General features: G+C 63.3%; 27 protein-coding genes and 3 tRNA genes. 17 read left to right on the forward strand and 13 right to left on the reverse strand.

Features of this window, described 5'->3' with window-relative positions:
- Nucleotides 1–633, forward strand: coding sequence for a 7-carboxy-7-deazaguanine synthase (gene queE / locus J2X44_RS09490; protein WP_310089263.1), 633 nt, complete (start codon nucleotides 1–3; stop codon nucleotides 631–633).
- 3 nt (nucleotides 634–636) lie between these two features.
- Here the strand turns inward: queE and J2X44_RS09495 are convergent, their stop codons facing one another.
- The gene (locus J2X44_RS09495) at nucleotides 637–978 is read right to left on the reverse strand and encodes a hypothetical protein (protein ID WP_310089264.1); all 342 of its coding nucleotides are present in this window, start codon (nucleotides 976–978) and stop codon (nucleotides 637–639) included.
- A 9-nt stretch (nucleotides 979–987) separates the two neighbouring features.
- On the reverse strand, nucleotides 988–1,641 hold the full coding sequence (gene lipB, locus J2X44_RS09500) for a lipoyl(octanoyl) transferase LipB (RefSeq protein ID WP_310089265.1): 654 nt from the start codon (nucleotides 1,639–1,641) through the stop codon (nucleotides 988–990).
- Nucleotides 1,642–1,774: 133 nt separating this feature from the next.
- Here lipB and J2X44_RS09505 point away from each other — a divergent pair, with 133 nt between their 5' ends.
- A complete protein-coding gene (locus tag J2X44_RS09505) occupies nucleotides 1,775–2,590 on the forward strand; it encodes a hypothetical protein (protein ID WP_310089266.1) in 816 nt (271 codons plus the stop codon).
- Between the two features lie 52 nt (nucleotides 2,591–2,642).
- Nucleotides 2,643–3,602: a glycerophosphoryl diester phosphodiesterase membrane domain-containing protein gene (locus J2X44_RS09510; protein ID WP_310089267.1), complete on the forward strand. Its 960-nt coding sequence runs from the start codon at nucleotides 2,643–2,645 to the stop codon at nucleotides 3,600–3,602.
- A 59-nt stretch (nucleotides 3,603–3,661) separates the two neighbouring features.
- Here the strand turns inward: J2X44_RS09510 and hemF are convergent, their stop codons facing one another.
- Both hemF and J2X44_RS09520 read right to left on the reverse strand, forming a co-directional pair.
- Nucleotides 3,662–4,522 (reverse strand): oxygen-dependent coproporphyrinogen oxidase, encoded by an 861-nt coding sequence (gene hemF, locus J2X44_RS09515; RefSeq protein ID WP_310089268.1) that lies wholly within the window; start codon nucleotides 4,520–4,522, stop codon nucleotides 3,662–3,664.
- A complete protein-coding gene (locus J2X44_RS09520; RefSeq protein WP_310089270.1) occupies nucleotides 4,519–4,977 on the reverse strand; it encodes a tRNA (cytidine(34)-2'-O)-methyltransferase in 459 nt (152 codons plus the stop codon). The genes hemF and J2X44_RS09520 overlap by 4 nt, the downstream gene beginning before the upstream one ends.
- A 223-nt stretch (nucleotides 4,978–5,200) precedes the next feature.
- On the opposite strand from J2X44_RS09520, the gene petA reads away from it, so the two are divergent.
- From petA to J2X44_RS09540, 4 genes are read left to right on the forward strand one after another with little or no spacing between them, the layout of a single operon-like run.
- Nucleotides 5,201–5,758, forward strand: a complete 558-nt coding sequence (petA, locus tag J2X44_RS09525) for a ubiquinol-cytochrome c reductase iron-sulfur subunit (RefSeq protein ID WP_310089272.1) — start codon at nucleotides 5,201–5,203, stop codon at nucleotides 5,756–5,758.
- A 13-nt stretch (nucleotides 5,759–5,771) separates the two neighbouring features.
- Entirely contained in the window at nucleotides 5,772–7,052 is a 1,281-nt protein-coding gene (locus tag J2X44_RS09530) for a cytochrome b/b6 (RefSeq protein ID WP_310089273.1), read from the forward strand.
- A 31-nt stretch (nucleotides 7,053–7,083) separates the two neighbouring features.
- Nucleotides 7,084–7,893 (forward strand): cytochrome c1, encoded by an 810-nt coding sequence (locus J2X44_RS09535; RefSeq protein WP_310089274.1) that lies wholly within the window; start codon nucleotides 7,084–7,086, stop codon nucleotides 7,891–7,893.
- A gap of 28 nt (nucleotides 7,894–7,921) precedes the next feature.
- Complete coding sequence (locus tag J2X44_RS09540) at nucleotides 7,922–8,476, forward strand: adenine phosphoribosyltransferase (protein ID WP_310089275.1); 555 nt, start codon at nucleotides 7,922–7,924, stop codon at nucleotides 8,474–8,476.
- Nucleotides 8,477–8,936: 460 nt separating this feature from the next.
- On the opposite strand, the gene J2X44_RS09545 is transcribed toward J2X44_RS09540, so the two are convergent.
- On the reverse strand, nucleotides 8,937–9,701 hold the full coding sequence (locus J2X44_RS09545) for a DUF1134 domain-containing protein (RefSeq protein WP_310089276.1): 765 nt from the start codon (nucleotides 9,699–9,701) through the stop codon (nucleotides 8,937–8,939).
- A gap of 242 nt (nucleotides 9,702–9,943) precedes the next feature.
- Between J2X44_RS09545 and J2X44_RS09550 the strand changes: the two genes are divergently transcribed.
- The 5 genes from J2X44_RS09550 to J2X44_RS09570 all read left to right on the forward strand — a co-directional run bounded on the left by J2X44_RS09550 (nucleotide 9,944) and on the right by J2X44_RS09570 (nucleotide 13,191).
- Nucleotides 9,944–10,035, forward strand: a tRNA-Ser gene (locus J2X44_RS09550).
- A 161-nt stretch (nucleotides 10,036–10,196) separates the two neighbouring features.
- The gene (locus J2X44_RS09555; protein WP_310089277.1) at nucleotides 10,197–10,841 is read left to right on the forward strand and encodes a PepSY-associated TM helix domain-containing protein; all 645 of its coding nucleotides are present in this window, start codon (nucleotides 10,197–10,199) and stop codon (nucleotides 10,839–10,841) included.
- 11 nt (nucleotides 10,842–10,852) lie between these two features.
- Nucleotides 10,853–11,383, forward strand: a complete 531-nt coding sequence (locus J2X44_RS09560) for a DUF2271 domain-containing protein (protein ID WP_310089278.1) — start codon at nucleotides 10,853–10,855, stop codon at nucleotides 11,381–11,383.
- A gap of 18 nt (nucleotides 11,384–11,401) precedes the next feature.
- Nucleotides 11,402–12,235: a DUF4198 domain-containing protein gene (locus J2X44_RS09565; protein ID WP_310089279.1), complete on the forward strand. Its 834-nt coding sequence runs from the start codon at nucleotides 11,402–11,404 to the stop codon at nucleotides 12,233–12,235.
- 92 nt (nucleotides 12,236–12,327) lie between these two features.
- The gene (locus J2X44_RS09570) at nucleotides 12,328–13,191 is read left to right on the forward strand and encodes an FAD:protein FMN transferase (protein WP_310089280.1); all 864 of its coding nucleotides are present in this window, start codon (nucleotides 12,328–12,330) and stop codon (nucleotides 13,189–13,191) included.
- Here J2X44_RS09570 and J2X44_RS09575 read toward each other — a convergent pair.
- The 4 genes from J2X44_RS09575 to J2X44_RS09590 all read right to left on the reverse strand — a co-directional run bounded on the left by J2X44_RS09575 (nucleotide 13,188) and on the right by J2X44_RS09590 (nucleotide 18,106).
- Nucleotides 13,188–13,871, reverse strand: coding sequence for a Fe2+-dependent dioxygenase (locus tag J2X44_RS09575; RefSeq protein ID WP_310089282.1), 684 nt, complete (start codon nucleotides 13,869–13,871; stop codon nucleotides 13,188–13,190). The genes J2X44_RS09570 and J2X44_RS09575 overlap by 4 nt on opposite strands.
- Nucleotides 13,872–13,928: 57 nt before the next feature.
- Nucleotides 13,929–16,331 (reverse strand): TonB-dependent receptor domain-containing protein, encoded by a 2,403-nt coding sequence (locus J2X44_RS09580; protein WP_310089284.1) that lies wholly within the window; start codon nucleotides 16,329–16,331, stop codon nucleotides 13,929–13,931.
- A 138-nt stretch (nucleotides 16,332–16,469) separates the two neighbouring features.
- Nucleotides 16,470–17,192 carry a TonB family protein gene (locus J2X44_RS09585; protein WP_310089286.1) on the reverse strand — a complete coding sequence of 241 codons (723 nt, stop codon included), beginning with the start codon at nucleotides 17,190–17,192 and terminating at the stop codon, nucleotides 16,470–16,472.
- 44 nt (nucleotides 17,193–17,236) lie between these two features.
- The gene (locus J2X44_RS09590; RefSeq protein ID WP_310089288.1) at nucleotides 17,237–18,106 is read right to left on the reverse strand and encodes an alpha/beta hydrolase; all 870 of its coding nucleotides are present in this window, start codon (nucleotides 18,104–18,106) and stop codon (nucleotides 17,237–17,239) included.
- A 125-nt stretch (nucleotides 18,107–18,231) separates the two neighbouring features.
- Here J2X44_RS09590 and J2X44_RS09595 point away from each other — a divergent pair, with 125 nt between their 5' ends.
- A complete protein-coding gene (locus tag J2X44_RS09595) occupies nucleotides 18,232–19,023 on the forward strand; it encodes an SDR family oxidoreductase (protein WP_310089290.1) in 792 nt (263 codons plus the stop codon).
- A 132-nt stretch (nucleotides 19,024–19,155) separates the two neighbouring features.
- On the opposite strand, the gene J2X44_RS09600 is transcribed toward J2X44_RS09595, so the two are convergent.
- Both J2X44_RS09600 and cpdR read right to left on the reverse strand, forming a co-directional pair.
- Nucleotides 19,156–19,230 (reverse strand) — tRNA-Val (locus tag J2X44_RS09600).
- Nucleotides 19,231–19,300: 70 nt separating this feature from the next.
- Nucleotides 19,301–19,678: a cell cycle two-component system response regulator CpdR gene (gene cpdR, locus J2X44_RS09605; RefSeq protein WP_088442230.1), complete on the reverse strand. Its 378-nt coding sequence runs from the start codon at nucleotides 19,676–19,678 to the stop codon at nucleotides 19,301–19,303.
- A 153-nt stretch (nucleotides 19,679–19,831) separates the two neighbouring features.
- Between cpdR and J2X44_RS09610 the strand changes: the two genes are divergently transcribed.
- Nucleotides 19,832–20,707 (forward strand): N-formylglutamate amidohydrolase, encoded by an 876-nt coding sequence (locus J2X44_RS09610; protein WP_310089296.1) that lies wholly within the window; start codon nucleotides 19,832–19,834, stop codon nucleotides 20,705–20,707.
- Nucleotides 20,708–20,888: 181 nt separating this feature from the next.
- Here J2X44_RS09610 and J2X44_RS09615 read toward each other — a convergent pair.
- Nucleotides 20,889–20,965 (reverse strand) — tRNA-Pro (locus J2X44_RS09615).
- A gap of 107 nt (nucleotides 20,966–21,072) precedes the next feature.
- Nucleotides 21,073–21,501 carry a JAB domain-containing protein gene (locus J2X44_RS09620; protein WP_310089299.1) on the reverse strand — a complete coding sequence of 143 codons (429 nt, stop codon included), beginning with the start codon at nucleotides 21,499–21,501 and terminating at the stop codon, nucleotides 21,073–21,075.
- Nucleotides 21,502–21,655: 154 nt separating this feature from the next.
- Between J2X44_RS09620 and thyA the strand changes: the two genes are divergently transcribed.
- The 3 genes from thyA (at nucleotide 21,656) to J2X44_RS09635 (ending at nucleotide 25,002) form a co-directional block, all read left to right on the forward strand.
- Nucleotides 21,656–22,591 carry a thymidylate synthase gene (gene thyA, locus J2X44_RS09625; RefSeq protein WP_310089301.1) on the forward strand — a complete coding sequence of 312 codons (936 nt, stop codon included), beginning with the start codon at nucleotides 21,656–21,658 and terminating at the stop codon, nucleotides 22,589–22,591.
- Between the two features lie 93 nt (nucleotides 22,592–22,684).
- Nucleotides 22,685–23,980, forward strand: a complete 1,296-nt coding sequence (locus J2X44_RS09630) for a thiamine pyrophosphate-dependent enzyme (protein WP_310089303.1) — start codon at nucleotides 22,685–22,687, stop codon at nucleotides 23,978–23,980.
- A complete protein-coding gene (locus J2X44_RS09635; RefSeq protein WP_310089305.1) occupies nucleotides 23,977–25,002 on the forward strand; it encodes an alpha-ketoacid dehydrogenase subunit beta in 1,026 nt (341 codons plus the stop codon). The genes J2X44_RS09630 and J2X44_RS09635 overlap by 4 nt, the downstream gene beginning before the upstream one ends.
- Nucleotides 25,003–25,006 lie beyond the last annotated feature (4 nt).

Here is a 25,006-nt window from a genome sequence, read left to right on the forward strand (position 1 = left end):
ATGACTTACGCGGTCAAAGAGATTTTCCTGACCCTGCAAGGCGAAGGCGCGCAGGCGGGGCGCCGGGCGGTGTTCTGCCGCTTTGCCGGCTGTAATTTGTGGACGGGGCGCGAGCAGGATCGCGGCAAGGCGATCTGCAAATTCTGCGACACCGATTTTGTCGGCACCGACGGGACGCTGGGCGGCAAATATCGCGACGCCGCGGCGCTCGCGGCGGTGGTCGCCGAATGCTGGGGGCAGGGCGACGACGATCGTTATGTCGTGCTGACTGGCGGCGAACCGATGTTGCAGGTCGATGCGGCGCTGATCGACGCGCTCCATACCCAGGGCTTCACCATCGCGATCGAGACCAACGGGACGTTGGCGGTACCGCGCAGCATCGACTGGATCTGCGTCAGTCCGAAGGCAGGCAGCGATCTGGTGCAGACCTGCGGCGACGAGCTGAAGCTGGTGTGGCCGCAGCCGGGCAGCGACGTTGCGGGGCTCGCGGCGCTGGATTTCACGCATCGGCTGGTCCAGCCGCTCGACGATCCGAACGCGGCAGAGAATGTGCAGCACTGCATCGATCTGGTGATGGCCGACCCGCGCTGGCGGCTCTCGCTCCAGACGCACAAGAGCCTGGGGCTGCGCTAGGCGTCAGTCGCCCTTCTTGGTGGGGGTGTCGGCGGTGATCGCCTTTTTCGCGGCGGGAATAGGGACGGCGTCAGGATTTTCTTCGTCGTCGCCGTCGGCGCTTTCATCCTCGGCGCTCGCCTCGTCGGTCTTTGCCGCTTCCTTGTTGGTCCCGTCATCGGGAACGCTGTTGTCGACCGCGGTGCCGTCGACGCTCGCGTTATCGAGGATGATCATCGAATCGCTGACCGACCCCGGCTGCACCTCGACCGCGTCGAGCTTGGTGGTCGTGTTTCCCGCCGGGTCGCTGCTGCCGCAGGCGGCGAGGACGAAAAGCGGGAGCGAAGCGAGGATAGTGCGGGTCATGCTCCGTCCCTAATCGCTCGACGGGAGCTTGTCGAGAAAGGCGGGCAGGGCGCGGGCGAGCGCTGCGTCGAGTTCGGCGAAGGACGCCGATTTGCCCAGCGCGGCGAGGCTGGTGACCGGAAACTCGGCGATGCCGCACGGCACGATGCCGCCAAAATGCGTCAGGTCGGGCGCGACGTTCAGCGAAAAACCGTGCAGCGTCACCCAGCGTTTCACCCGCACTCCGATCGCGCCGATTTTTGCTTCGCGGCCATCGGCGTCGTCGGTCCAGATGCCGATACGTCCCTCGGCACGCCGCGCCTCGACGTCGAGCAGCGCAAGCGCATCGATCACCCAGCCTTCGAGCGCGGACACATAAGCACGCACATCGCGCCCGCGCCGGGCCAGATCGAGCTGGGCATAGCCGACCCGCTGGCCCGGGCCATGATAGGTATAACGCCCGCCGCGGCCTGCGTCATAAACCGGAAAGCGCGGATCGAGCAGTTCGGCGGGATCGGCGCTTGTGCCGGCCGTGTAGAGCGGCGGATGTTCGAGCAGCCAGATACGTTCATGCGCCGTGCCGGCATGAATGGCGGCGGCGCGCGCTTCCATATCGGCAAGCGCCGCGGCATAGTCGGTCAGACCGGTAGACAGGGTCCATTCGGGCGTCGGCAAACTGGGCATCGCGCCGGCTTCCTGCCTTGCCGAAGCGCCGCGTGCAAGGGGCGGCGCATCCCGCGAGAGCAACGGGGCTGGACATCGGGCGCGAAGATCGTCACTTTCGTCCAATCGGGGCACAAAAAATGACGGGGTATCAATGGTAAAATTCGACATGGGCGCGGCTTGGGACGACACGATGGTCCTGTTGCGTTCGCATCTGCCCCTGACCGGCACGATTGCCGCGGTGTTCCTGTTCCTGCCCAATCTGGCGATGAGCTGGTTCGGACCGGCGCCGATCGAGCCCGCGGCGGGGGCATCGATGGATCAGATCATGGCGGCGTTCCAGCAGATGGGGCGTGAAATGCTGCCTTATCAGCTGGCGATCGGGGTGATTGCCGCGGTGGGCGGTGTCGGCATCCTGCGGCTCTGGCTGTCGCGGACCGGCACAAGTGTCGGCGACGCGCTGATGTTTGCGTTGAAGATGGTGCCGACGATGATCGCGGTGCAGCTGTTGCTGATCGTCATGCTCGCCCTGGCGGCGACGATCCTGCTCGTCCCCGGCGTTGCTTTGGGCGGCGTCGGCGGCGGGTTGCTGCTGCTGGTCGGGCTGATCCTGTTTGCCGGTCTGGCAGCCTATTTCTGGGGACGCTTTGCCGTCATATCGCCGATCATCGCCGACCAGACGGTCTATAACCCACTATCCGCGCTGCAGGGCAGCCTCGCGGTGACCAAGGGCAATGGCTGGCGCATTTTTCTGTTCATGTTCCTGGTCATCGTCGTGTTCGTGATCGCGGCGCTGATTATCGGCGGCGTGATCGGTATCGTCGCTGGCGGCGGCGACGGGGCTGGCCGCATGGTCGTCGGGCTCGTCGAAGCATTCGTCGGCACGATCGGATCGCTGGTGTCGCTGGCGATCACCGGCGCCGCCTATCGTCAATTGTCGCTGGCCGGGGCGCAGGAGACATTTCGATAAGAGAGGTCGTTTGAGCGGAAATCACTGGTTTCGATAGGGGGGAGAAACGAAAATGAATCGGTTCAGTATCGGTCAGGCCTGGTCCAATGCGACCAGCTTTTTCAGCGGCCATGCCGCCAACCACGCGATAGCATTGATCGCGGTTGGCATCATCATTCCGCTGGCGCTGCAATGGGTCATCGTCGGCAATCCGATGGCGAACGCGCTCAATCCCGCAATGATGGCCGACCCGTCGATGATGGCCGGCATGGGCATAGGCATCCTTGTCGTGTCGCTGTTGTCCTATGTCCTGCAGTTCGGCAGCTATTTCACTTCGTGGCGGCTCGGCCTCGGATCGAACGGCGATGATCTGGCGGGCGGTTTGCGCTTTGGCATGATCGCGGCGCTGGTGCTGGTCGGGCTGTTGATCGGGACGCTGATCGTCGCGGGATTGCTCGCTTATGCGATCTCGCCGTGGGTGGCATTGCCGTTCATCCTGTTGCTGCTGCTGTGTTTCGTGATCATGTATCCGGCGCTGTTCGGGTTTCTGGCTATCCTGTTCCTGCTGCTGGCGGTGTTCGGTTCCTACGCTCTGGGTTCGATGGGACCGATGATGGGCGGCGGCGGCGGTGCGGGCGGCCTGGGCATTCTGTTCATCGTTGTGATCGCCCTGCTGCTGCTATGGCTGGCGGCGCGGCTGTGCTGCACGGCGCCGTCGATGGCGGACCGCGAGGAATATCTGCCGTTCGAAGCGATGAAGCGCAGCTGGGCGATGACGTCAGAGGGGCAATGGCGGATCGCAGGCTATTTCCTGCTGATCGGCGCGGTGATCCTGGTCATTGCGATCATCCTGGGATTGATCGTCGGTTCGGCATTCCAGTCGATGGTGATGGGCGGCGGCGTTCCTGGTTTCGGCACCGTGATCCTGATGACGGTGTTGATCAGCATTCCGATGGCCTATTTCACCGTCGCCATTCCCGCGGGCATCTATCGCGCGCTGGGCCAGGACGATGTGAGCCAGGTCTTCACCTGAGGCTTTGACGGTCAAGGACACGAAAGGGCGCGCCGGGAACGGGGCGCCCTTTTGCTATCTCAGCTCCATTTGGCGAGTGGGGGCAGGCTCATCAGGATCGCATCGATGTTGCCGCCGGTCTTGAGCCCGAACAATGTGCCGCGGTCATAGACCAGGTTGAATTCGGCGTAACGCCCGCGCCAGATCAATTGCTCCTCGCGGTCGGCATCGACGAAGGACTGGTTCATCCGGCGCCGCACGATCTGTGGAAAGACGTCGAGGAAGGCCTCGCCGACCGCTTGCGTGAGCTGGAAATTGCGGTCGAACTCGGCGTCATCGCCGCATTCGAGATGATCGTAAAAAATGCCGCCGACGCCGCGGTGGACGCCGCGGTGCGGGATATAGAAATAGTCCTCGGCCCATTTGGCATAGCGTTCATAGACGTCAGGACCAAAGGGCGCGCAGGCGGCACGCAGCCGCGCGTGGAAAGCGTCGGTGTCCTCCTGATACGGAATCGGCGGGTTAAGATCGGCGCCGCCACCGAACCAGCGTTTAGTGGTGACCAGGAACCGCGTATTCATATGGACCGCGGGGACGTGCGGGTTCGCCATATGCGCGACCAGGCTGATCCCGGTGGCGAAAAAGCTGGGGTCGTCGCCGGCGCCGTGGATCGACGCGGCGAAGTCGGGGGCAAACTGGCCGCCGACGGTCGAGACATTGACCCCCACTTTCTCGAACACCTGGCCGGTCATCACGCCGCGCACCCCGCCGCCGCCTTCTCCGACGTCCAGCCCGTCGGCCTCGCGGTCCCACGGTGTATAGGCAAAGCGCGCGTCGCTGCCGGCCTCGGCCTCGATCGCTTCAAATTCGGCGCATATCCGGTCGCGCAGCGATTCGAACCAGCTACGCGCGGTCTGTTGTTGCGGGTCGAGCGAGATCATGCCGGAAAGCCTTTCGTTTGCCTGAGCGCTTCGGCGAGCGCGATGCCAGCCGCGACCGCGACATTCAAGGAGCGAAAACCCGCCTGCATCGGAATCGCGACCCGCGCCGCGACCGCGTCATGGACATAGTGCGGCACGCCCGAGGATTCGGCGCCAAGCAACAGCACGTCGCCTGGCGAGAAAACAAAGTCGGGCAGGGGCGTCGCGCCCGCGGTGGTTAGCAACACCAACCGCTGCCCGGCGCCCGCGCTCCAGTCGCGAAAGCCGGTCCAGTCCGCGTGACGGCGCACATCGGCGCGCACCGCATAGTCCATTCCGGCGCGCTTCAACGCGCCGTCGGAGAAAGGAAACCCGCACGGCTCGATGATATGCGCGGGCACCCCGAAACAGGCGGCGGTGCGCAAGGTCGTGCCGACATTGCCGGCGATATCCGGCTGAAACAGGGCGATTTCCATCGCATCGCCATAGCGGGGCGCGGTTGTGGAATCGAGGGGCTTCGCGGGGATGCGACGATGCGGTGAAAGAAGGGGAAATTGCCTGTTGGCAAGCCCCTGATGTGCGGCTATCAGGCCCGCAATTCCCGGAGGGGCCGCCGGGTTGTGCGCTTTCGTGCGCGTGCAACAGAGACGGCCATTCCTTCGAGAGCTTTTATCAGTTCACCCATGCAAGGGCAGTCGAATGGCCAGTGAATCCGAACTCAATGCCGGCATCGAAGATGGCGTGCGGCGCCGCGACTTTATCAATATTGCGGCCGTGAGTTTTGCCGGGGTTGGCGCCGTGGCGGTTGTGATGCCGCTGGTCAACCAGATGAACCCTTCGGCCGACGTCCTTGCGCTGTCGACGACCGAAATCGACATTTCGGCGATCCAGCCGGGTCAGGCGATCAAGACCAGCTGGCGCAAGCAGCCGGTGTTCGTGCGCAACTTGGTGGCAAAGGAAATTGCCGAGGCAAAGGCCGTGCCGCTCAGCGACCTGCGCGACCCGCAGACGATCGACGAACGGACCAAGCCCGGCAAGGAAAACTGGCTGATCACGCTCGGCGTCTGCACTCATCTGGGCTGCGTGCCGCTCGGCGCTGCCGAAGGCGAGAACAAGGGCGATTTCGGCGGTTACTTCTGCCCGTGCCACGGGTCGCACTACGACACCGCGGCGCGCATCCGCAAAGGCCCGGCGCCGACCAACCTGGTCGTGCCGCCTTATGAATTTACCAGCGACACTGTCGTGACGATCGGCTGAGGAGCGAGATAAGATGAGCTTTCCCTGGGCCAAACCCTATGAGCCGAAGCATCCGCTGATGAAGTGGATGGACGAGAAGCTGCCGATTCCGCGTCTGGTGTATAACGCCACCGGTCCCGGCTATCCCGTCCCTCGCAATCTCAACTATTTCTGGAACTTTGGCGTCCTCGCCGGCGCCGCGCTGATGATCCAGATCATCACCGGCATCGTGCTGGCGATGCATTATGCCGCCAACGTCGGGGTCGCGTTCAATTCGGTCGAGCATATCATGCGCGACGTCAACGCCGGCTGGTTCATCCGCTATGCGCACATGAACGGCGCGAGCATGTTCTTCATCGTCGTTTATCTGCACATCTTCCGCGGGCTTTATTACGGTTCGTACAAGGCGCCGCGCGAAATGGTGTGGCTGCTCGGCGTCGTGATCTTCCTCTTGATGATGGCGACCGCCTTCATGGGTTATGTGCTGCCGTGGGGCCAGATGAGCTTCTGGGGCGCGCAGGTGATCACTGGCTTCTTCTCGGCGATCCCGATCGTCGGCGAACCCGTGCGCCAGTGGCTGCTCGGCGGCTTCGTCCCCGACAATGCGACGCTCAACCGCTTCTTCTCGCTGCACTATCTGCTGCCGTTCGTGATCCTGGGTGTGATCATCCTGCACATCTGGGCGCTGCACATTCCGGGTTCGAACAACCCGACGGGCATCGAAGTGAAGGATGAACAGGACACCGTCCCGTTCCACCCCTATTACACCGCAAAGGACGGCTTCGGACTTGGTGTATTTCTGCTGGTGTTCGTCGCGCTGACCTTCTTCAGCCCGAATATGTTGGGCCACGCCGATAACTATATTCCGGCGAACTCGCTCTCGACCCCGGCGCATATCGTGCCCGAATGGTATTTCCTGCCGTTCTACGCGATCTTGAAGGCCTTCACCTTCAACTTCCTGTGGATCGATGCGAAGCTGTGGGGCGTCATCGCGATGTTCGCGTCGATCGCGCTGCTGTTCTTCCTGCCTTGGCTCGACAGCTCGCCGGTGAAGTCATCGACCTATCGCCCGCTGTACCGCTGGTTCTTCTGGGTGCTCGTCGCTGACGTGCTGCTCCTCGGCTGGTGCGGGATGCAGCCCGCCGAACAGCCTTGGGTGATCCTCAGCCAGCTTGGCGCGATCTATTACTTCGCCCACTTCCTGGTCATTCTTCCCATCGTCTCGCGGATCGAACGTCCGTTGCCGATGCCGAATTCGATCACCGAAGCGGTCCTTGCAAAGCATGCCGACGACAAGTCGGCGGCCACGGCCTGAGCGCCAGACTTTAACAGGAGCTGATACAGCCATGGTTCGCCCGCTCGGATTTCTCGTCGGCCTCGGTTTCATTACCGCGCTGGTGCTCGCGATCTTCACGACACCGCTCAAGAATGAACCCAATGTCGCTTATTCCTTCGTCAAGCATCCCCGCCATCTGAAGCTGGCCAGCGACGGCTTGGTGCCGCATTGGGATCAGGCGCAGTTGCAGCGCGGGATGCAGGTGTACAAGGAGGTCTGCTCGGCCTGCCACAGCCTGAACCTCGTCGCATTTCGCAATATTCAGGATCTGGGCTATACCGAAGGCCAGGTGAAAACCTTTGCCAAGGGTTTCCAGGTTCCGTCGGTCAATCCCGACACTGGCGAAGTCGCCACGCGCGATGGCCTGTCGTCGGATCATTTCCCGGCGCCGTACGCCAACGACGTTGCGGCACGGGCGGCGAACAACAATGCGATCCCGCCCGACCTGTCGCTGATCACCAAGGCGCGCGAAGGCGGCAAGGATTATGTCTATTCGCTGCTGACCGGCTATCAGAACCCGCCGACCAACCTGCCCGCCGAATTGAAGCCGGGCACCGGGCTGCACTACAACCCCTATTTCCCGAACCTGAACCTCGCGATGGCGAAGCCGCTGACCGACAATCAGGTCACCTATGCCGATGGCACCAAGGCCAGCGTCGACCAGATGGCCAAGGACGTGACCGCGTTCCTCGTCTGGACCGCCGAGCCGAAGCTGGTGAAGCGGGTGCAGGTCGGTTGGGCCGTGTTCTTCTTCCTGCTGATCTTCACGGTTCTGGCCTATCTGTCGTACCGCAATATCTGGGCCGACAAGAAGCATTGAGGCATAAGGGAAGGGCGATTTTGACCGCATGATCGCCCTCCCGCCCCAACCCGACCTCGACCTGGCGTCGCTGGTCCGCACTATCCCCGACTTTCCGAAACCGGGTATCCGGTTTCGCGACATCACGTCGCTGATCGGCGACGCGGCAGGTTTTGCCGAAAGCGTGCGCCGATTGAGCGCGCTCGCCGCCGTCCATCGCCCCGACTTCATTGTCGCGGTGGAGGCGCGCGGTTTCCTGTTCGGCGCGGCGATGGCAACTGCGATGGGGCTCGGCCTGGTGCCCGTGCGCAAGGCGGGTAAGCTGCCCGGTGTTACCATCGGGGTCGATTATGAACTCGAATATGGCATCGACCGGCTCGAACTGCACGAAGGTGCCGTGCTGCCCGGACACCGCGTCATCCTGGTCGACGATCTGCTCGCCACTGGCGGCACGATCCTCGCGGCGACGGATCTGATGCGGAGCGTCGGGGCGGAGGTCGCGGCGGCGCTGTTCGTTATCGACTTGCCCGATCTGGGCGGCTCGCAACGGCTGGCGGCGGCGGGATTGCAGTGTGAGACGTTGATCGCCTTTGACGGCGACTAGGCCGCTGTTGGTTGGGGAGCGGTCGTTCGTCACCTGATCCAAAGTTCAGGAAAGTTCAGCCTTGTGTGCGCCGCGTCGTGGACCCGCTGCTCTGCTGGAGGCGCCCCGAGGCGAACCGCCCATCGCCCCTGCGAGCGACGATTTGATCCTCCATAAGTGAGGGCCGAATGAAGGCTGGCACAATCGAATGATGTAGGAAAGGCCTTTTTTTTGGAGGCGCACGTCGGCTTTGGGGTGGGGAGCGGATATTCTCCACGCTCGTCATTCCCGCGAAAGCGGGAACCCAGGGACAGGCCCGCCGAAGCACGCTCTGGGTCCCCGCTTTCGCGGGGATGACGAAGTCAAGAAATGCGGAACGTCCGCAATCGGTCGCTAGCTGACGACCACCCTTTTACGCCGCGCAAACAAAAAGGCCCGCGCTGAAGCGCGGGCCATTGTTTCGGTCAAGTTTGCCGGACCGTCAGAACGGCACCCAATTCTGCTTCTTGCGGAACTTCATGTAGCCGACGTTGGCGCCGAGCCGGGCGCCAACCCCGACACGGATCGGGATCAGCACGACATCGCCGCGGCGCAGGTAGCTGGCATTGAACCCGCCGAGCAGATAGGCTGCGCCTTCTCCGGCGGGGTAGCGTTTGTAGAGCTCTTCGCTGTCGAATAGATTATACACCAGGACAAAGGTGTTGCCTGCGTTGGCGCCGGCGTCAAAACCGATCGACGGACCGGTCCAGTAAGCGGGCAATTCGCCCTCGATCTTGTGATGCAGCGTCCCCGAGCCGTAACGCACGCCCAGGACGAGCGCGCCGCCAGCCTCGCGGCCAACGATATAGGCGTTGGGCTCACCCTGTTTTTTCAGAATGTCCTCGATCAATCCGGCCAGACCCTGCGCGCCTTTGCCGAACACACCCTCAGCGGCGCCGATCAGGTCGTCCTGTTTATAGGTCGAGCCGTCATTCACGGCGACCGTGGCGGCGGTCACGTCGCCGCTTGCGGCGGTGCTGTCGACCGCGACGTCGCTCGTCTGCTGGTCGCCAGTTGCCAGATCGCTGTTATAGTCGATCACTTCGTCGGTCGGTGCCGGTGCAGGCGGGGCTGGGTTGTCGATGTCGGCATCGATTGTCGTGTTCGGATCGATCTCGCGCATCTGCGCCGCCGCGGGCAGCGGCGACAGGGCGAGGCCGAGCGAGGCCAGGGTCGCCAAGGCAAGGCTGGTGAAAGTTTTCGGCATAACGGACCCCCAAAATTCGACCGGCACATGCACGGCGAAACCATTGTCAATCATGACTCGCTTTGGCCGCCGGGCAATGAACCGGCGATGACCCGAGTCGATTTTGCGCCAGACCGAATCGATTGCACGGCAAAATCCCAGATCGCCGCTAAATATTGCACAATCTTTGGCGTTGCGGGGCGCGAGGTGCATGGCTATAGCGACCCGCCTAGGCCAACTGTCGTTAGCGCGACAGACCATGCGGAGACGTGGGTGAGTGGCTGAAACCAACGGTTTGCTAAACCGTCGTGCTGTGAATGCGGCACCGAGGGTTCGAATCCCTCCGTCTCCGCCACTTATTCTGTTTTCGTCGATCCAGCCCTTCGGGGCGCGCTGAGCCAAGGGCTTTTGGCGTTTATACTGCGGCCGCCAAATCGCTGCAGTGCTGCAATAATTATTGTAATTGCGAATCGTTCTCGATAATGCCGCTGCATCATTCCTTGTCAGAACCCCGCAATGCATGCACCCAACCCCTCGCGCCCGGCGATCAAGAAAAGCCGGAAAGCCTTTTGGCTGAAACAGCTGCACATGTGGCACTGGATGAGCTCGGCCGTCTGCCTGCTAGGGCTGTTGCTGTTCGCGATCACCGGTTTCACGCTGAACCATGCCGCCGACATCGAAGCGTCGCCGGTCGTCACCGAAAAATCAGCTGAGCTGCCGCTGGCGTTGCTCGCCCAGCTGACCGCCGCCGTCCCCGCCGACGCCAAGGCGCCGCTGCCCGAACCGGTTGCCGATTGGGTCGAGCAGACCTTCCCCGTCAAAGCGTCGAACGAGGCCGAATGGTCGGCGGGTGAGGTCTATCTGCCCGCGCCGCGGCCCGGCGGCGATGCCTGGGTCGCGATCGACCTGACGACCGGCGCGGTAACCAGCGAAGTCACCAGCCGCGGCTGGATTTCCTACCTCAACGATCTTCACAAGGGCCGCAATTCGGGCGGCGAGTGGAGCCTGTTCATCGACATTTTCTCATTCGCTTGTCTGGTCTTTGCGATCACCGGGCTGTTCCTGCTTCAGCTTCATTCGGCGAAGCGCAAAAGCACTTGGCCGCTTGTCGGTCTGGGGCTGGCGATCCCCGCCGCGATCGCCGTCGTTTTCATTCATTAGGGAGTTTCGTGATGCAGCTTTCCACCCGCGTGCTTGTGCTGGGTTCGACCGTCGGGCTGGGCGCCGCCTTTGCCACCCCCGTGCTAGCCGCCGACCCTGGCACGATGGACGTGACGATCAACATTCCGCGGCTCAAGGTTGCCGAATATCACAAGCCCTATGTCGCGATTTGGGTCGAAAAGGCGGGTGCGAAGGCGAAGACGGTCGCGGTCTGGTACGACCATGACATGAAAGCGAATGAGGGGACGAAATGGCTCCGCGATGTGCGTCAGTGGTGGCGCGTGTCGGGCCGCTCGCTGACCTTTCCCGCCAATGGCATCACCGGCGCCACCCGCGCGCCGGGGGCGCACAAGGTCGTTTTCTCGCGCGCCCAACTCGGTGCCGGAGCGCCGGGCCAATACACGCTGGTGATCGAAGCCGCGCGCGAGGTCGGCGGCCGCGAATTGCTGCGTATTCCGTTCAGCTGGCCGACTAAGGCCGGGGCTGGCGGACGCGCCGCGGGCAAGACTGAACTGGGGGCCGTTTCGGTTTCCTTCCGCTAAACACGAAAGGGCATAGTGATGAACAAGCGATTTTGGGGTTTCGTGGCGGGCGCCGCGCTGACGGCGTTGGTGGCGGTTCCGGCCAGCGCGCATCGCCAGTGGATGATGCCGTCATCGACCGTGGTGTCGGGCGACGATGTGTGGGTGACGGTCGATGCCGCGGTGTCGAACGACCTGTTCTATTTCGAGCATCAGCCGCTGCGGCTCGACGCTATGAAGGCCTGGGCGCCCGACGGCACCGAGGCGGCCATCGAGAATAAATCGACGGGGCGCTATCGCAGCACCTTTGATGTCCATCTGACGCAGAAGGGCACTTGGCGGATCGCGTCGGTCGCCGACATGCTGATGGGCAGCTACGACCTGAACGGCAAGACCGAGCGCCTGCCGCGCGGCACGACCGCCGCCAACCTCGCCGAACGCGTCCCCGCGGGCGCGACCAATGTGAAGACCGCCGAAGCGAACAACCGCAACGAGATTTTCGTGACGGTGGGCGAGCCGACGACGACGCTGTTCAAGCCGGTGGGCAAGGGCATCGAGCTGGTGCCGGTGACCCATCCCAATGATCTGATCGCGGGCGAGACGGCGACCTTTCAATTCCTGTTCGACGGCAAGCCGACGGCTGGGCTGCCGGTTACGGTGATCCACGGCGGCATCCGCTATCGCGACGAGCTGGGCCAGATGGACCTGACCACTGGCCCCGACGGCAAGGTCGAGGTGAGCTGGGCCGAACCGGGCATGTATTGGCTGAACGTCACGACCCCGCAGGTCGAGAGCGAGGACGGCGAGGGCGCCCCGCCGCCGCTGGCACGGCGCGCAAGCTATGTCACGACGCTCGAGGTGCTGGCACCCTGAGCGACCGCATCCTGATCCCCCGGGCGCTGACGCCGGCCGCCTTTGCCGCGCGCGACCCGGGGGCAGCCATCACGACCTTCGCCGGCGAGACGATGGGGACGGACTGGTCGCTGCAAGCGGTCGCGGCGCCGCAATCGGTCGCTGTGGGGGTGCAGGCGGCGTTGGACCTTGTCGTCGCGCAGATGAGCCAGTGGGAGGCGCAGTCCGACCTGTCGCGCTTCAACCGCGACGCGCCCGATGTGTGGCGCGAACTGCCTGCCGAACTGACCCATGTCGTCGATGCGGCGCTGGCTATCGGACGCGCGAGCGACGGCGCGTTCGATCCATGTCTGGGTGCACTGACCGACCGTTGGGGCTTCGGCGCCAGCGGTCCGGTCGATCGCGTCCCCGACGCGGCCGATGGCGGCAAACGTAGGATCGATGTCGACCCTGATACGCGCCGAATCCGGCGCGGGGCGGGCGCGTTCCTGGATTTGTCGGGCATCGCCAAGGGTTATGCCGTCGATCTTGCCGCCGAATGGCTGTTGGCCAGCGGCGTCCGTCACTTCCTGCTTGAGGTGGGCGGCGAGTTGCGCGGCGAGGGGATACGTCCCGACGGCCAACCGTGGTGGGTCGATGTCGAGATGCCGCCCACGTCTGCGGTGGCGCCTTACCGGATCGCGCTGCATGATATGGCAGCGGCGACATCGGGCAATTATCGCCGCGGCTTCACCGTTGACGGCCAGCATTATTCGCACAGTTTCGATCCGCGCACCGGGCGGCCGATCGTCCATGCGGTGTCGTCGGTGACCGTATTGCACCGCAGCTGCATGATGGCCGACGGTTGGGCGACGGCGCTGACCGTGCGTGGCCCCGCGGCGGCAATTGCGCTGGCCGACGCGCAGGATTTGGCGGCCTGTGTGATTGCTGGGGACCGCGAATATGTGTCGCGCGGCTGGCGCGCGATGCTCGATTAGCTGTCGGCCCAGCGGCGCAGCAGGTTATGATAGACGCCGGTCAGGCGAACCACCGCCGCATCGCCCTGGCCCAGCGCGGTGGCGGCGCTCTGTACTCCCATGTCGAGGTCGAACAGCAAGTTGCGCTGGCCCTGATCGCGGATCATCGACTGGATCCACATAAAGCTGGCGACGCGGGTGCCCGCGGTCAACGGTTCGACGCGGTGGACCGTCGTCGATGGATAAAGGACCATATGGCCAGCGGGCAGCTTGATGCCTGGGGCTTCGCTAAACCCCTCCACGACCAGCCCGCCACCCTCGTAGCTGTCGGGATCGGCGAGAAAGAGCGTGGCCGAAAGGTCGCTACGCATCCGGAATTCGGTGCCGCGGCGCATGCGGATGGCATTGTCGATATGGTCGCCGAAATTCTCGCCCCCGCTGTAGCGGTTGAAATAGGGCGGATAGATTTTGAGCGGCAACGCCGCAGCGATGAACAGCGGGCTGCGCCCCAATGCATCGAGCACCAAGCGTCCGGCTTCGGCGGCGGCTTCGCCAAACTCTGGCAGTTGCTGATTGCGCTTCGCCAGCGCCGCTTGCGGCCCCGATGTCTCGTTGCCGTCGATCCATTCGGCGCCGTCAAGGATAGCGCGGAGCTTGGCGACACCATCAGCGTCGAGCACATCGGGAATGATCCGGATCATGGGCCGCTTCTAGGCTGAAACGGGCGGGAACGGCAATCGCCGCGCCCGCCCATTCGATCAGAAGTTGTAGAAGAGGCTGAACACCGCCGAACGCGCGTCGCCGGGGGTCGCCCAGCCGCCCGAGACGGCGCCGGTCGTGGCGTTCACATTGTTTCGGACGCCGGTGTAATAATCCTCATTCGTCAGGTTGGTGACGTTGAGCTGCGCGACCAGGCCGTTCTTGAAATCATAGGACACAAAGGCGCGGTGGATCAGATAATCATCGACCATGAACTGAGTCCGCTGAAGCAGGTTGCGCTGGTTGGTGGCGAACTTGCCCTGATAGGTCAGGCCGTAACCGACCTGCAGCCCGAACGGGAAGGCATAGGTGGTGAACAGGCTGCCCGAATGTTTCGGGGTCTGGATCAACCGGTCCCCAGCCTGCGGGTCGACAAGCGCGGCGCTGTTGCCGCAGCCGGTGGATGCGGGGGAACGCAGACAGAAGTCCGAAACGCTCTGCCGCACTTCGCTGTCGAGATAGGTGTAGTTGGCAAAGATCGCCCATTCGGGGGTCACGTTGCCGGTCACGCCCAGCGCGACACCATCGACGCGCGATTCGCCGTCGAGCACCTGCAACGAATTGGGCAGCGACGGGTCGTTCGACGGGGTGCGGAAATTGCTGCGTTCGTTGCGGAATAGTGCGGCGGTCAGCAGCAGCTTCTTGTCCATCAACTCGGCTTTGGCACCGATTTCGTAGGTCCGCGCCTTTTCGGGGGCCACCGCGCAGGGGTCGGCGGCGCCGGGCGTTGCGGGGATGACGCCGCAGCCGAGGCGAACGGTCGCCGACGACGGGGTCTTGGCATTGCCATAAGCGGCGTAGAGGCTGACATTCTCGACCGGATGGAACACCGCGCCAACGCGGTACGAGAACAGATTCTCGTCGCTGACCTGCCGGGCTTGTTGCGCCGCCGTCAGTGCCGTGGTTCCCGGCGGAACAAAGGTCAGCGGGATGTTGCGGAACTCGGCGCGGTTGCTTTCGTAACGGATGCCCGCGTTCAATTCGAACATGCTGCCGATTTCGAGCGTGTCGAACGCGTAGATGGCGGCATTACGGCTGTAGCCCTTTGACCGTGCGGTCACGGTGAAGTTGATCGGGCCGTTATAGACGGTGTTCGGGTTCGACAGGCTGATCGGGGCCAGCGGAGTGACGGCCGAGCCGTTGGGGTTACGCAGCAGCGACCCGGTGGTGATTTCATAATCTTCGCGCGAGAAGGAGGCGCCGACAACAAGCGTGTTGCGGGTGCCGCCCGTTTCGCCGGTCACGACCGTCAGATCGGTCTGGTTGTGCAGCATATCGTTGACCTGGTCGCGGACAAACCCGCGCGGGCCGCTCTGATAATAGGTGCCCGGGACATTCTGGCCCGCGGGGCAGGCGATGCCGACGGTCGAATTCGGGCCGGAACCGATCGGCTGAAGCCCGCTAGCGAGGCAGAACACACCCTGAGGGGCGCTGGTCTGGGTGTAGGCACCGACGCGCTGCCAGCGGGTCAGGTTGCGGATCGACACATCGTCGTTGAACGCGTGACGGAAGGTCGCGGTCAGGCGATCGACCTTGGTCGTTTGTTTGTCGAGATTGACGATGCCGAAATAGTCGCTGTCATCGACCCCCGCGAGCGGGCCGTCGTTGACAGTGCTCAGATAAAAGGGAACGCCAAAAATCGGGGTGTTGTCATCATCCTGATGGACATAGGCGAGCGTCAGGCTGGTCTCGCTATCGACGCCGATCGTGATCGAAGGTGCGACGCCCCAACGCTTGAAGTTTTCGACGTCGCGGCCGGGGACGTCATTTTCGTGATACATCGCGTTCAGGCGCACCGCGATCAGGTCGCTGACGCGCCAGTTGCTGTCGACCGAGGCGCGGTAGTAATTGTCGGTGCCGACCGCGGCCTGCACGGTGGTGGCGTTGCGCGCGAACGGGATTTTGCTGACCAGGTTGATCGTGCCGCCGACGCTGCCCGATCCGTTGAACACCGAGTTGGCCCCGTTGTAGACTTCGATCTGTTGCAGATTGAAGGGGTCGGTGCGGCTGTATTGGGCGGCGTCGCGGACGCCATCGACGGTCAGGTCATTGTTCGCCGAATAGCCACGCAGGTTGATCGCATCGCCATAGCCGCCGCCGCCTTCGCCGGCGCCAAAGGTGATGCCGGGGATCGTCGACAGTGCATCGCGAAGGGTCAGCAAATTCTGTTGGCGGAGCTGCTCCTGCGACACGACGGTGACCGTCTGCGGCGTATCGACGATCGGCGCCGTCGATTTGGGCGATTCCACCTCCGTCGCCAGCGTTCCGGACACAACGATATCGCCGCGGCTGCCGGGCGCGTCCTGTCCTTCGGCACCTGCTTCGGTGGCGAAGGCGGGGGCGCTAATCAGGCTGCCGACGCAGGAGAGGGCAAGGAAGGACGCGGATGTCGATGGCTTCACGGTTTAACCCCTGTTTTGATTGGCTCGGGGCGCCCGCTATTGAGAATTGATCGCAGAGTCAACGTATATTGCGAAACATTCGCATCTATGTGTCAGTTTGTCGCGCAACGGCTACTTTCGCGCTGGGGCAGATGACCCTCAGCGCCTTGGTTCGAGCCACCAGCTTTGGCGCCAACCATAGGCGCTCGCGACGGCTTGCCCCGCGGTGTTGGTCGCCGGCTTGAAGCGGAAACGCTCTTCGATCAGGCGGCACGTCGTAGTGTCCAGCGCATCATCGCCGCTCGAACGGCTCACGCGGCATCCGGTGACGCGGCCCGTCGGCTGGATCGTGAAGCGAACCTCGACCTCGCCGCCGATGCGCGCCCTGCTGGCGGCGGCGGGATAGTCGCGGTCGCGGATCGTGCCGCTCTGCCACTGCGCTTTGCTGCCGCCGCCGGTGCCGCTGCCTGAACCGCCCGACCCGGTGCCGTCGCCGCGCCCGCTGGCGCCCGATCCCGGGCCGGGGTTGGGCGTCGCGCCCGCCGAGGCCTCGTTGGCCGTGCCGGGCTTGGGCGCGGCCGCAATCGGCGGCACGATCGGAGGAAGTTTGGCTTTCGGGGCGACAACAGGCGCTGCTTTGGCATGTTTGTTCGCCGCAGATGCTGCGCCGCTTGCTTTGTCGCTGGCCGGGGTTTGCGGCACCGCCGGTTCGGGGGGCGGTGGCGCCGGGATGGCGATCGCCGCGATCGCCTGGCTAGCCTTGCGAACGACCTCGATGTCGAGCCCGCTGGCAAGCCCAAAGCCGACCGCCACGACGGCAAGCACAGCGCCGCTGCCCGACGCAAGCCGCTGACGTCTGGAAATCTGTCCGTTATATGCCATCCGCTGCCCCAAGCGCGCGCCGTCGCGCACCAACGGCGGCCGATTTACAGGAAATCGTCTAGCGTGGACATGAACCGGTCGAACTGGTCGTGGTGCAGCCAGTGACCGGCGTTTTCGAACTCGATCACCTTGGCCGTATTGAACGCCGCGAGGCGCCCGTCGCGTTCGGGGTTCGATGCCCAGCTGTTCGCACCGTAAAGCAGCAGCGTGGGGCAGGTGATCGCGCCCCACAGCGCCGCAATATCGTCCTGCGGCATGTCGAAGGCGGGCCAGACATTCAGATAATTGTCGAACTTCCAGCTCCAAGTGCCATCCTCGTTGCGGCTGATGCCATGGATGGTCAGGTGGCGCGCCTGCGCTTCGGTCAGATAGGCATTCTCGCTCATCATCCGGGCCAGCGCGTCGTCGAGCGTCGCATAGCGGCGCGGAGTGCGCCCGGCAGCCTGACGCTTGTCGTCGATCCATTTGCGGAACCGTTCGGCATAAGGTTTTGTGGCGCGTTCGGCGATGATCTTGGGCGACGGACCAAGCCCTTCGATCGCGACCAGCTTGCGGACATTTTCGGGATACAGGCCGGTATAACGCAGTGCGATATTGCCCCCCATCGAATGGGCGACGATGCTGATCGGCCCCAGATCGAGCTGATGGATCAACTGCGCAAGGTCATAGACAAAGCCATCCATCGCGTAATTCCCATCGGGAGACCACGCGCTGTCGCCATGACCGCGCAGATCCGGGGCAATGATATGATAGCGATCGCGCAGCTTGTCGGCGACCCAGTCCCAGTTGCGGCAATGATCGCGGCCACCATGAACCAGCAGCAGCGGCGGCGCGCCGCGATTGCCCCAATCGACATAGTGCAGCTTCAGCCGCTGCGAGATGAAAGCGTTCGAGGTGAGGCCGGCACTTGCCATCGGTTCGTCCTTGCTGTCTGTTCCAGTTTCAAAAGGCGACTGATCGCCATCCGTCAACCCCGCATTATGCACAATGGCGGTGGATGCGGGTGACGCCGATAAAGGAAGCAAGGGAGAGAAGCAGGATGACGACATTTCGCGATAATTTGCTCGTGGGCAAAACGGCTTTCGTCGCCGGGGGCACCAGCGGCATCAACCTGGGCATCGCCAAACGCTTTGCGGAACTGGGTGCGAAGGTAGCGGTTGCAGGGCGTGATCCCGAAAAGGCCGCGCGCGCTGCTGCCGCGATCGGCGCCGACGCGATCGGGCTGTCGGCCGACGTGCGCGATTATGCAGCGATTCGCGGCGCGATGGAGCAGGTCGCCGATCAGCTGGGGCCGATGGACATCGTGATTTCGGGCGCGGCGGGCAATTTTCTGGCCCCGGCGCTGGGCATGTCGGCGAATGCGTTTCGCACGGTTGTCGACATCGACCTCAATGGTACGTTCAACGTGTTCCGCGGCTGCCACGATCTGCTCAATCGTCCCGGCGCGTCCTTGGTCGCGATCACGGCGGGCCAGGCGGTCAACGCCTCGGCGCTCCAGGCTCATGCCTGCGCCGCAAAAGCCGGGATCAACCAGCTGATCCGGGTGCTGGCGCTCGAATGGGGGCCGGAGGTGCGGGTCAATGGCATCTCGCCGGGGCCGATTGCGGGGACCGAGGGCATGGCGCGGCTGGCGCCCGATGCCGCAACGCGCCAGTCGCATTTCGACCGGATCGCGATGAAGCGGTGGGGCGAAATTAAAGAGGTCGCCGAATCGGCAGTGTTCCTGTGCTCACCCGCCGCGGGTTATATCACCGGCACGATCCTGGATTGTGACGGTGGCAGCCAGGTTGGCGATGCGTCGCGCGGCGATCTGGCGCGCGGGATGGCTTGAAAATTGCCGTAGCCCTGAGCCTGTCGAAGGGCGCTTCTCGGATAAGCGCCCTTCGACAGGCTCAGGGCTACGGTCCAGACCGAACCGGAAAGCAAAAACGCCGCCAACCCGGCTGGGTGGCGGCGTTTTTAATGGTGGGCGTGGCAAGGATTGAACTTGCGACCCCTGCGATGTCAACACAGTGCTCTACCACTGAGCTACACGCCCATCCCTTGGGGTGACGGCCCCCTAATATCCCCGGCCACGCTTGGCAAGCCCTTCGCGCCCGATGATGTCGTTATTGTTGGCTTGACCGGTCGGCGCGGCCGAACAGATTGTCGACCTCGCGCACCAGATCCTTCAGGTGGAACGGCTTTGATAGCAGTTTCGCCTGCGGCACATTCTCTTCGGCGCGCAGCGATACGGCGGCAAAGCCGGTGATGAACATGACCTGCGTTTGCGGGGCGACCTTGGCGGTGTGCTGAGCCAGCTCGATCCCGTCCATTTCGGGCATCACGATGTCGGATAGCAGCAGGTCGAAGGTTCCCGAATCGATATAGGGCACCGCTGCGGTGCCGCGATCGACCGCGGTGACATGATAACCGGCGCTGGTCAGCGCGCGCGCGAGATACTCGCGCATCACGTCATCATCCTCGGCCAGAAGAATACGAATCATGCTGAAATCTGTCCCCTGGTCCTTCGATGCGGCCGAATCTGTTCAATTTCGGTCGGTCGCATCCTTAATGCCGTATCCGCCATAGCGTCAGAGATTTAACAAATTGACTTGGCAGTGCTGGATTCATCGCGCTTTTTTTGCCACCGATGATCCATGCGATCCAGCACCATCCTGCCCGCCGCCATTGCCGTCAACCGGCCTGCGGCGATCGGCCCGGTGGTCGTGTCGGTGCCGCACGCGGGGCGGCTGTATCCGCCCGAAATATTGGCGGCGGCGCGCGTCGGGCTCGCCGATCTGGAACGACTCGAGGATCGCTGGTGCGATCTGATCGCAGTGGGCGCGGTCGATGCGGGCGCCACCGTGCTGCAGGCGCTGTGGGCGCGAGCTGTCGCGGACTGCAATCGCGGCGAGGGGCAGATGGCGCCGGGCGAGGTCGCGATGCCGCTGCGCGCGCAATTTTCGGCGCCGGGACGCAAGGAACGCGCGGGGCTGGGCGTCGTGCCGACGCGGTTGGCGGATTGCGGGCCGCTGTGGAAACAGCCGATCGATCAGGCGGCGATGCAATGGCGGCTCGACTCCTTTCACCGGCCCTATCATGCGGCACTGGCCGATGCGTTGGCGGCGGCGCGCGACCGGTTCGGTTATGCGATTCTGCTCGATCTTCATTCGATGCCATCGATTCCGATCGGGCAGCCGGGCCATGGCGCGCGGATCGTTGTCGGTGATCATTTTGGCGTCACGTCGGGGGGCTGGCTGGTTGATCTGGTGCTGACGGCGGCGGAGCGCCTGGGTGAACCGGTCACGCGCAACCAGCCCTATGCCGGCGGCCACATCATTCGCACACATGGCAATCCCGGGCAGGCGGTTCATGCGGTGCAGATCGAGATCGACCGTCGTCTCTATCTGGGCGCCGATCGTCTACCCGACAGCGCCAGAGCGGCATCAATGGCGCGCTGGTTTGCCGATCTGGTGCACACCGCCGGACAAGCGCGCCCCGCGCCCGACGCCATCGTCCAGGCCGCCGAATAAAAAACCACCCCGTACCGAAGTACGAGGTGGCCAGGGTCCAGGGAGGACGCGCTCGCGCCAAAAGACGGAGCACTGACCGCGGTGGAAAGGGGGAAAACCACGGCGGCGTAAAACAAATCTAGGATGTTGTTGGCCGACTTACAAGAAGCGACGGTGCAGAATCTGCAATATGCGAAGAAATTGGTCGGGGAGAGAGGATTCGAACCTCCGGCCCCTGCCTCCCGAAGACAGTGCTCTACCAGGCTGAGCTACTCCCCGACCGATCTGCGCGCCGACCGGGGTCGCCGCGAAGGCAGGGCGGTCCTCTAGACGCGCAATCTGCGAACTTCAAGCGCCAATCGGCACATTCCGCGGGATTGCCGCGGCTACAACATTTCGGCACTTCGAAAGCTGAAATGTCCGCTCGCCACAAAAATCAGATGGTCGATCAGTTCGATGCCCATCATCCGCAGGAAAAGCGCGGTTTCGCGTGTGGCGGCGATGTCGGCGTCACTTGGCCGGGCGATGCCCGACGGGTGATTATGCGCCATCAATACCGCCACGACGCCGTGATCGAGCAGCGCGCGCCAGCAGCGCGGGGGAATGGAGCAGCGCCTGGCGTCGTCGCCGCCCGCCCGTTCGAGGTGAACGAGCCGGTCGAACGCATCAAATCCGGCAAGCAGCAAGCTCTCGCGGTCGGCCGCAAAATGCGGGCGAAGCAGGTGCTCGGCGATGTCGTCCTCGGCGGCGCACGGCACGAAACCGTCCACGACCGGCGGATCGGGCGTCTGGCCGACAGGCTGGAGCAGGGTCATGGCCCTGGCCATGCGCGGCGATCGGACGTTCGCCAATCACCGACTGCCCCGCTTTGGAGGCTTTCCCGCTGCGGGCCTGTCCGGGGCACCCGCTCCGCCCTTGTCGCCATCGCGCGCGCGGCCTAGCAAAGAGCGACAGAACCGGGAGTGAGTCTTGCCTGAATCCATCCATTATGAACTGCAATATCTCGACCTGATGCGTCGCATCTGGGTCGAAGGCGACGAGCGTGTCGACCGCACCGGAGTCGGGACGCGGTCGCTGTTCGGCGAGACGATGCGATTCTCGCTGACAGACGACACGATCCCGCTGCTGACGACCAAGCGCGTTTATTGGAAGACCGCGCTGCGCGAACTGCTGTGGTTCCTGACCGGTGACACCAATATCCGCGCGCTTGTGTCGCAGGGGGTGCGGATATGGACCGACTGGCCGCTCGAAAAATATCGCAAGGCGACGGGGGAGGCCATCAGCGCCGAGGAGTTTGAGGCGCGGATCATCGCGGATGACGCCTTCGCGGCCCAATGGGGCGATCTTGGCCCCGTTTATGGCCATCAATGGGTCAACTGGCCGCGCTACGAACCGGCGGGCGAGGGGCTTTTTCGCCGCGCCGAGCAGGGACATAACCAGATTGCGGCGTTGATCGACGGGCTGCGGAACAATCCCGGGTCGCGGCGACATATCTTTACCGGCTGGAACGTTGCGGATTTGGACCGCATGGCGCTGCCGCCGTGCCACATGACCTACCAATTTCATGTCCGCAGCGATGGCGGGCTCTCGTGCCTGCTGTTCCAGCGCTCATGCGATCTGGGGTTGGGCTTTGCCTTCAACGTCTTTGAAGCGGCGCTGCTGACCCGCATGGTCGCCGATCAGTGCGGTCTGCATGCCCATGAGTTGGTGTGGACCGGCGGCGACGTCCATCTTTACCTGAACCATGCCGATCTGGTCGAACAGCAAATGCGGCGAATTCCCGGCGGCGCGCCGAAACTGCGGATTTTGCGGCGTCCGGACAGCATTTTCGGCTATCGGTTCGACGATTTCGCGGTCGAGGCCTACACTCCGCAGGCGCATATTTCGGCACCCGTCGCGGTCTGATCGCTAGCGTTGCATTCGTATGGCGACCGAAATAATATGTCGCCACGCTGAAATATAACTAGGCGCTGATTCGCGCCGCATTGGGAAGACGATATGCCCGAATCGGATCGGCGCCCGGCGAGCAATCTGCCGCCGCTGTCGCTTCATATACCTGAACCGCGCTATCGTCCGGGCGACACGCCAGACTTTGGCGATATCGTCGTTCCTGCCGTTGACGCGACGCCGCGCCCATCGGAGGCGACCAAGCCCGATGCAATGCGCGACCTGTGTTATGGCCTCGTTCGTGTGCTCGATTTCGACGGCCAGGCGAAGGGCCAGTGGGATCCCAAACTCTCCCCCGAACGACTCCGCACGATGCTCCGCTACATGATGCTCGTCCGCGCGTTCGACGACCGCATGTTCCGCGCCCAGCGGCAGGGCAAGACCAGCTTTTATATGAAATGCACCGGCGAAGAAGCGACGTCGGTCGCCTCGACCATGGCGCTCGATCGCGGCGACATGTGTTTCCCCAGCTATCGCCAGCAGGGCATCTTGATCGCGCGCGACTATCCGCTGATCCAGATGATGAACCAGATTTACTCGAACCGCGGCGATCATCTGATGGGGCGCCAGCTGCCGATCATGTATTCGGCGCCCGAGCATGGTTTCTTCAGCGTCTCGGGCAATCTGGCGACGCAATATCCGCAAGCGGTGGGCTGGGCGATGGCATCGGCGTCAAAGGGCGACAGCCGCATCGCGACCGTGTGGTGCGGCGAAGGCTCGTCGGCCGAAGGCGACTTTCACTCGGCGCTCACTTTCGCCACGGTCTATAACGCTCCGGTTATCTTTAATGTCGTCAACAATCAGTGGGCGATTTCCAGCTTTTCGGGCTTTGCCGGCGGCGAACGCACAACCTTCGCCGCAAGGGCGGTGGGCTATGGCATCGCCGGGCTGCGCATCGACGGCAATGATCCGCTCGCGGTCTATGCCGCGACGCAGTGGGCGGCGGACCGCGCACGCACGAACAACGGCCCGACGCTGATCGAGCATTTCACCTATCGCAGCGAAGGGCACAGCACGTCGGATGATCCGACCGCCTATCGCCCCGCCGAAGAACCGACGATCTGGCCTTTCGGCGATCCGATCGCGCGGCTGCGCGGGCATCTCGAAACGCTGGGCGAATGGGATAGTGAGCGGCATGAGGCGCAGCAGCGCGAACTCGAAGAATTGGTAAAGACGACCCAGAAGCAATCGGAAAAGCTGGGTATTTTGGGGCATGGTATGCACCAACCGTTCGAAACGATGTTCGAGGACGTGTTCGAGGAGATGCCTTGGCACCTGAAGGAACAATGTGTGCAGATGCTCGCAGAGCAAGAGGCCAAGTTCGGTCCCGGCTGGAAGCCCGAATGATGGCCGAGACCAAAACAATGAACATGATCGAGGCGATCAACAGTGCGATGGACGTCATGCTCGCTCGCGACAGCAATGTCGTGGTGATGGGCGAAGACGTCGGCTTCTTCGGCGGCGTGTTCCGCGCCACCGCCGGCTTGCAGAAAAAGCATGGCAAGACGCGGGTTTTCGACACGCCGATCAACGAATGCGGGATCATCGGCGTTGCGGTCGGGATGGGCGCTTATGGTTTGCGCCCGGTCCCCGAAATCCAGTTCGCCGACTATATTTATCCGGGGCTTGATCAGCTGGTTAGCGAGGCTGCGCGGCTGCGCTATCGCTCGGCGGGCGACTTCATCTGCCCGATGACGGTCCGCACGCCGTTCGGCGGCGGCATCTTCGGCGGCCAGACGCACAGCCAGTCTCCCGAAAGCATCATGACCCACATCTGCGGCGTGAAAACCGTCATTCCTTCAAACCCTTATGACGCAAAGGGCCTGCTGATCGCGGCGATCGAGGATAACGACCCCGTTGTCTTTCTGGAGCCAAAGCGCATCTACAACGGTCCGTTCAGCGGGTATTACGATCGTCCGGTCGAGCCGTGGTCGAAACATGCGACGAGCGCGGTTCCCGAGGATTATTACCGCATTGAACTCGGCAAGGCGGCAACGGTTCGCGAGGGCGAGGCGCTGACCGTGCTCGCCTATGGCACGATGGTTCACGTCGTCAAAACAATTGTAGAAGAATTGAAGATCGATGCAGAAATCATTGATCTACGGACACTTCTTCCCCTCGACATCGATGCGATTGAAACATCGGTCAAGAAAACCGGGCGCTGTCTGATCATCCACGAGGCGACGCGCACTTCGGGATTTGGCGCCGAGCTGGCCGCATTAGTACAGGAACGCTGCTTCTACCACCTTGAAGCCCCAGTCGAGCGTGTCACCGGATTCGACACCCCCTATCCGCATAGCCTGGAATGGGCCTATTTCCCTGGTCCCGTCCGTATCGCGACCGCGCTGACCAAGATTCTGAAGGACTGACGCC

Origin of the sequence: Sphingopyxis sp. BE259 (assembly GCF_031457495.1) — a bacterium.
In the GTDB taxonomy this organism is placed as follows: Bacteria; Pseudomonadota; Alphaproteobacteria; order Sphingomonadales; family Sphingomonadaceae; genus Sphingopyxis.